Source organism: Psychroserpens burtonensis DSM 12212 (assembly GCF_000425305.1).
GTDB classification, from domain to species: Bacteria; Bacteroidota; Bacteroidia; order Flavobacteriales; family Flavobacteriaceae; genus Psychroserpens; species Psychroserpens burtonensis.
Window position 1 is genome coordinate 116490 of record NZ_AUDE01000019.1, and the last position, 7193, is coordinate 123682.

The 7193-nt window shown below is 31.1% G+C and carries 6 protein-coding genes and 1 pseudogene; 2 read left to right on the plus strand and 5 right to left on the minus strand.

All coding sequences use genetic code 11. The features are described from left to right. Positions 1-162: 162 nt before the first annotated feature. A complete protein-coding gene (locus H593_RS19990; protein WP_028872196.1) occupies positions 163-906 on the minus strand; it encodes a DUF6090 family protein in 744 nt (247 codons plus the stop codon). Between the two features lie 385 nt (positions 907-1291). Between H593_RS19990 and H593_RS18825 the strand changes: the two genes are divergently transcribed. Beyond that, positions 1292-3148 (plus strand): B12-binding domain-containing radical SAM protein, encoded by a 1857-nt coding sequence (locus H593_RS18825; protein ID WP_051229682.1) that lies wholly within the window; start codon positions 1292-1294, stop codon positions 3146-3148. A gap of 214 nt (positions 3149-3362) precedes the next feature. Here the strand turns inward: H593_RS18825 and H593_RS21595 are convergent, their stop codons facing one another. The 4 genes from H593_RS21595 to H593_RS0109260 form a co-directional block, all read right to left on the minus strand. Beyond that, positions 3363-3665: a TlpA family protein disulfide reductase gene (locus H593_RS21595; protein WP_084142294.1), complete on the minus strand. Its 303-nt coding sequence runs from the start codon at positions 3663-3665 to the stop codon at positions 3363-3365. A gap of 3 nt (positions 3666-3668) precedes the next feature. Next, entirely contained in the window at positions 3669-3986 is a 318-nt protein-coding gene (locus tag H593_RS18835; protein WP_037051915.1) for a hypothetical protein, read from the minus strand. A 333-nt stretch (positions 3987-4319) separates the two neighbouring features. Continuing rightward, complete coding sequence (locus H593_RS0109255; RefSeq protein ID WP_028872197.1) at positions 4320-4832, minus strand: hypothetical protein; 513 nt, start codon at positions 4830-4832, stop codon at positions 4320-4322. Between the two features lie 160 nt (positions 4833-4992). Then, the gene (locus tag H593_RS0109260; protein WP_028872198.1) at positions 4993-6429 is read right to left on the minus strand and encodes a serine hydrolase domain-containing protein; all 1437 of its coding nucleotides are present in this window, start codon (positions 6427-6429) and stop codon (positions 4993-4995) included. A 220-nt stretch (positions 6430-6649) separates the two neighbouring features. On the opposite strand from H593_RS0109260, the pseudogene H593_RS21600 reads away from it, so the two are divergent. Next, positions 6650-7193: pseudogene (locus tag H593_RS21600) on the plus strand (transposase); the annotation flags it as partial.

Below are 7193 nucleotides of genomic sequence, written 5' to 3' on the forward strand. Positions count from 1 at the left end.
ATATTTTCATTTCTTTTTTCAATGATTACCAATATTTTTTTTTAGGTCTTTTGATTGATTTATGTACTAAAATTAGTGAATAAATCACAGATGTAAAATCTATAAGAATTTTCATTTATAAATGAGAACTAGCACTACATTATATAGTGTGTTAGTCTTTCATTATTTTTTATTTGTTAATTCGATACGAATAAATTCAATTAATTCATTGTTTGATTTTAATAATTCAGTGTTATTGTTCAACAAATCGTTATTAATCGACAAACTCCATCCTGAACTTTGTTTTAATTTTCTGTATGCAGGGGAATCATTACTGCTAAAAAAGGCTTTTGCATAAGGAAAAGGTTCTTTTTCACTTCTCCAAAACCAAAAATCAGTAAAATCAGAACCGTAAAATAATGCTCTAAACTCTTTTCTCTGTTCCTTGTTTTGGTAAATGCTTTCATCAAGGAATTGATAATATGCCAGGATATTATTAACCAGGTCCTCATTAGATAAACTATATATTCTACCAGAATTAAGCATTTCATCGTAGGTTGTAGTTCGCGGATTTAAATTTTTGTGCGTTGCACCGTAAAAAAACATAACTTCTTTTATCTCATCATCAGATAATGCTTCTTTAAATATAATGTCTTTAGCACTTTTCAAATAGTCCCTAAATCCAGTGTAAAACTCAATATTACTCAAATAACGTTTGTTATCGCTATTTAAGTCTTGAATTAGCTTTTGTAAGGTTGCTGTTTCTTCTGAATGTATTCTTTGTTCGTTTTTCCAATCATTAATAGCCAAAGCCATTAATATTCCAATGATAACAAGCGTAATCTCTCCAATAGCGTAAATTAGATATTTACTGAATTTATTTTCAGTCAGCATATTTTTGCGAATTTTTCTAAAGATATTTATCATTGGTTAGTTGTTGGTCCAAATGGAGTAAAATATTTTGTGCATGATTAATTGTGTTGGTTAGCAACTAAAATAGCAAAAGAAAACGAACCATGAGAAAATCTGTGGAGTTTTCGAGTATGTAAAGAATTGGCTATTAATTATATCTGCTATTCACTAACGTATTTTTATCTGAAGCTAACAAAACTGTACCCATCTTTGATTTGGCAATATCATGTGTGGTTTCTGCGCTGCTTCAACCACGAGGCTTTGTAATATTATGCATAAGCTACTGTAATTAAGCAACTTAATCATTTATATGTGTTTATATGAAGCTAATTATGTCTTTCAATTTATAAAAGAGCATAAATTCAATCAAGTTCATTGTAGAGAATTCTATCTTTGCATTATGCAACCTACAATTCTTTTTATCACACCTCCGTTTACCCAGTTAAACACAGCTTATCCGGCTTCTGCTTACCTTAAAGGGTTTCTAGAAGGATACGACATATCTTTTTCACATTGTGATTTAAGTATTGAGTTATTTGCTTCCATTTTTACAAGTGATTTTCTGCGTGCTGTTTTTAAGGAAGCAGAAGATTTGGATAATTATTATTATCCTGAGGTTAGTAAAATGAAAGAGCTTTATATTTCTAGAGTTGATGTGGTTATAGACTTTCTTCAAAAGCAGGATATTAAAACTGCAAATAAAATTTTGGAAGCTCATTTTTTACCTTTAGGACATAGGTTACTTCATGTTAATACTGAAATTAAATGGGAAGCTGGGGAAATAGGAGTTATAGATAAAGCAAAGCATTTCGCAACACTTTTTATAGAAGAAATAGGTGATTTTATTCAGGCGAATGTAGATGAGTTTTTTGCATTTACTAAATATGCTGAGCAAATTGCCACCTCAGCCAGTAGTTTTCATCAATTAGATGAATTATTGAGTTATCAACCTACACTCATCGAAGATGAAATGATGGATATCTTAGAAGAGAAAATTCAAATATATACTCCTGATTTAGTTTGCTTTACGATTCCTTTTCCTGGAAATTTGTTTGCAGCATTACGTTGTTCTCAATTTATTAAACAGTTTTTCCCTGATATTCATATTGCATTTGGCGGAGGGTATTGTAACACAGAATTGCGTTCGCTTAAAGATCCTAGAATTTTTAAATTTATTGATTTTATATCTTTGGACGATGGTGAAGGTCCATTACTAAAAATAGTTAATTATCTTGAAGGTATCGTTGACATAAATGAACTTGAAAGAACCTTTGTACTAGAAAACAATCAAGTAATTTATAAGAATAAAATTCCAAATACCATTTTTCATCATAGAAACTTGCCTGCACCAAATTATTCTGGATTACCTTTTGATAAATATGTGTCCTTTTTGGATGTGGTAAATCCAATGCATCGCATGTGGACAGATGCGCGATGGAATAAATTGACTATTTCTCATGGATGTTATTGGAAACAATGCTCATTTTGTGATGTAAGTTTGGATTATATAGGCAATTACCAAAACACAACTGCTGAAGACTTAGTGGATAAAATTGAGAAAATAATTAAAGATACAGGTATTACTGGTTTTCATTTTGTTGATGAAGCTGCTCCACCTAAAATGTTAAGAGCTTTATCAAATAAATTGGTGGAGCGACATGTAAACATCACGTGGTGGACAAACATTCGATTTGAAAAAACATTTGACTTTGAATTATGCCAGTTAATGGCAAAATCGGGATGTATTGCTGTTACAGGTGGATTGGAGGTCGCCTCAGACAGATTGTTGACTAAGATGAAAAAAGGAGTTGATATAGCCCAAGTTGCAAGAGTTACTCATAATTTTTCTAAAAATAATATTATGGTTCATGCGTATCTGATGTATGGATTCCCTACCCAAACCGAGCAAGAAACCATTGATTCACTAGAAGTTGTGAAGCAATTATTTGAAGGAAATTGTATTCAGTCTGCATTTTGGCATTTATTCACAACGACCATTCATAGTCCAATTGGTAAGAATCCTCAAGAATTTGGTATACAAATAACGGGACCTGTATTTGAAGGTTTTGCTCAAAACGATTTATACCATAAAGATCCTCAAGGAGCTGATCACCCCAAATATACTAAGGGCTTAAACCTCGCATTAAATAACTATTTAAATGGAGTAGGATTCAAAGAGGAGCTGAAAAATTGGTTTGACTTTCCAGTCCTTTCAACCAGTCATCCAGAGGGCTTAATCAAAAGTTTTTTATCTTAAATTAAAACCTAAAGAGTGTCTATTATGTCTCTTTCACTTTTTTAACGATGTGTTTTTAACGTAATTCACAAATGTGAATATTTGGTGTCTGTTTAGATTCTGTGTAAGCAACTAAGCTGATAACCGAAAACGAGCTAGAGTGAAATCTGTAGGGTTTTTTGATTACAAATAGAACGATAAGTTGACTATAAGCATAGTTAACTACAGTATTTATTCAGTTATTTTCTTTCTCTAGGAATGAAATCATTTCCAAAGCCTTATTTGAAACTTTTAGTATACTTCTATTTTTATTTACTATGATGTGGGTTGGATAGATTTGTAAGTTTAGAGTTTTGTTAATAAATTCTTTTTGATTAGGAATTACGTCATATTTAAAAACCGTTTTTTCCAAAAAATCGTCTAATTCTGATTTTGAATCCAATGCCAAACTCAAAAAAATAATATCATTACGGTTTTTGTGCTTTTCAACGAACTCATTTAATTCAGGAAACTCAGCTACACAAGCTCTGCAGTTGATAAACTAAGTTTTGAATATAATGGTTTTTCCTATTGTGTTTTCATTGTTGTAATGATTCCCATTAAGGTCAGTAAAGTCAAATTCAGGAAATTTCATGCTTTCCATTTTGAAGTGCTTAAGATTGGTCAATGATTCATTTTTTATTGTAGTGCGAATACCTTTACTGGCTGAAGATTGCAATCTATAAAGTTTATATTGCTCAATTCCATCTATTGATTTTAACTTTAAAGGAATAAAATTTTTAGTGGTTAACTCTTCTAAAAATTGCTTTTTGTCTATTTTGGAACACTTTTCATTTAAGCCTATGAAACTTGAAGACAATGAGATATTATTAGAGTAATAAGTCCATCATTTGGAAAAATCAGTTTCAAGTTCGTTGAAATTTACTTTAGATTTAAAACTTTTTGTCTTTTTTGTTGTATGCTGTTTTTCAGATTGTTCTTTGCAGGAAAAAATAAAAATCGAAAGAAGTAAAATTGTAATTATTTGGTTTCTACTCGTTGTCATTAAATTATGCTCAACTTTTAGTGTATGGTTTGTTAGGTGTTTAATTGACTAATTTAGTAAACAAATTACAGATATAAAATCCGCTAGTATTTTCGTAAGTAGTCTAGAACTTGGTAATTAATTATAAACGGTGTTAGCAAAAGTTTGTTATTCTTTTTTTAAAAATTCAATTAATAAAGTGTTTTTATCAGATTCCATTTCACAAGTCCAACTATCTATCCACCATCTTCCATTCTCATAATGAAGTTGAATGCTATTTAGTCCTCTAATATCGGATTCAATTTTTGGGTTAGTTCGTATTTCAAATGCACTCCAAACTTGCGCAATATTTCCAAACTTGCTAACCATTCTTTTAAGTTCCTTTTCATGAAAATCCTCTTTCGGTGATAATCCGATTGGTATATATTCAGCTTCAAGTGTATGTGATTCCGCTTTTCCATTTTCGTCGAGTCTTGTTATAACAGCATTTTTTGAATGAATATATTTATCTCTTTCAAATTCCCAAGGCTCACTACTTGAACCTGAAACAACATCATAATATGCATTTATTATTGAATCTACTGATTTTACGTCTTCTGCGTATTTTTGATCATTAGATTGTCCGAAAATTGAATTGCAAGCGAAAATTATGCAAATTGATGTCAGTATTATTTTATTCATATCGGTTGGTTTTCAGATTTTTACTGCCGTTTGATGTATTGTTTGTTACGTAGTTAAGTAACTAATTTAGTAAACAAATCATAGATAGAAAATTCCAGCGGAATTTTCGTAAATAAGCTCGAACTAGCAATAAAACATATATTGTGTTGTAGGTCTTTTTTTATTCTATTTTCACTAATTTAAGGCTATTATTTATCATAAATCCACTGACTTTTTCATCAACTAAAAATTCTATTATAGTGCCACTTTCTAAATCGATAAATTTGCTGTTTGTCATAGGGGAAAGGTTTAAATCACCAATAGGTGTATTGGTTAAGAAAAGTTGGTTTTCTTTAAATTTAACCTCAAGAATTAAATTTTGCTCTTTAAGTTCATATTTTCCTATATATTGTTTTAATTCAGTATTTGATAATTCAATAACTTCAATGGTCTTTGGTTGGCTTATTGACCAATTATAATATTTAGATATCGTATTTTCTATTTCTGATATTAATTTACTTCCATTATCAGCATTTGTCATAACTATAACGGCATTACCTTGATAAGCGTATGCTTTCATATCATTCGTAAAGCCTGCATTTTTACCACCATGACCGAAAATTAAGGAATCTTTATCGTTTTGTAAAGAAGGTCCAAGGCCCCAATCATTTTTATGTTTGGTGAGCATTTTATCAACAGTTTCTTTTGTTAAAATACCATCTTTTTTACCTTGTATTATATCTTGTATTTCTATACAATACATTGCTAAATCTGAAGGTGTAGTCCATAAACCGGCTGCTGCTTGTTCTGGGTAATTGTTCCACAAGCCTTTAATTAATTTGCCATTTCCGTCGTAAGCAGCACTAATATTGTTTTGAAATTCTTTAGCTATAGGTTGTTGATAAGTACTATTCTTCATTCCAATTGGTAGTAGAATGTTTTTAGACATATAGTCATCAAGAGATAATCCACTAACATCTTCTACCACTTTTTCCATAACGGTATAACCACCTCCAGAATATCGCCAAATACTTCCAGGTATAGTATCGACAACTATTTTTCCTGTATTTCCGTTTCCATTTAGAACATCAATAATCTCGGGAAATTCATCTGTCTGTTGGTAACCTGGAAAACCATGAACTGTCATTCCTGCTGTATGTGTTAATAATTTTTCAAGTGTCACTTTTTCAGTCTTAGTAAACTTGTTTTCAGGAATCTGCCAATTCTTCAAGTAATAGTTAACATCTTTATTTAATTCTAAACTGTTATTCTCAAATAGTTTTAACGCAGACAAAGCGGCTAGAGGTTTACTTATTGAACCAGCTTGGAAAAGTGTGTTTGCATCCACTTTTGTTCTAGTTTCAGTATTTGCATAGCCATATCCTTTTGCCCATTTTATCTTTCCGTTTTCTACAACTGCTATACTAACTCCAGGAACTTTATAAAAATCCATTCTTTCTAAAATATTAAATTTTTTAATAGAATCTCCTTTTATTCGAATGTTCTTAATCAAGCTATTTTCAATAGAATTTATTTCTAGCAAGATTTGATCATTCTTTTGAGCAAAACAATTACATATTAGACTTATTGAGAAAATAATAAAATAGATTTTTTTCATAATTTTTTTAAATTATCTACAACGTCTTGTGTTTGTTTAGTTTCGTTGGCTAGCAACTAATTTAGTAAAAGCAAACCGAACGTTAGAGGAATCCTCAGGATTTTCTGAGTATAGGTGGACTTAAGCAATTAATTATACACAATGTGCCTGTTGCACAACTCTGTTGATAAATTTAGTTTAATAGAGTTATATGAGCAAGGTAATTTTATAACTTATTGATATGCAGGGAAAAAAGACATATCAAGAAAAGCTGTTCACTAATTTCTTATTGAGTGATCGCGTACCAGAACAGAATTTTTATCGTCACCTTAAAGGTGTATTAGACCTAGGTTAATTTTATAAATTAACAGCGTCCTATTATGGCAGTAGTGGTCAAAAGAGTATTGACCCTTTAGTGTTTTTCAAGCTATGCTTAGTGGGTTACTTAGAGAACATCATCAGCGACCGTAAACTCATCCAACATTGTAGTATGCGCTTAGATATCTTATACTTTATAGGTTACGATTTGGATGATGATCTGCCATGGCATTCCACGATAAGTCGCACACGCCAACTCTTCCCAGAAGCAATCTTTGAAGACGTATTTACTAAGGTTTTAGAGATGTGTATATTAAAAGGTATGGTTAGCGGTCATACGCAGACCATAGATTCTGCACCGATAAAGGCAAATGCATCGATGGACAGTTTGGAGCTCAAAGTTCCAGAAGAAGATCTTGAGTCTCACTTATGTAAGATCCGTCACATCAGCGCGATGGACAAGGATG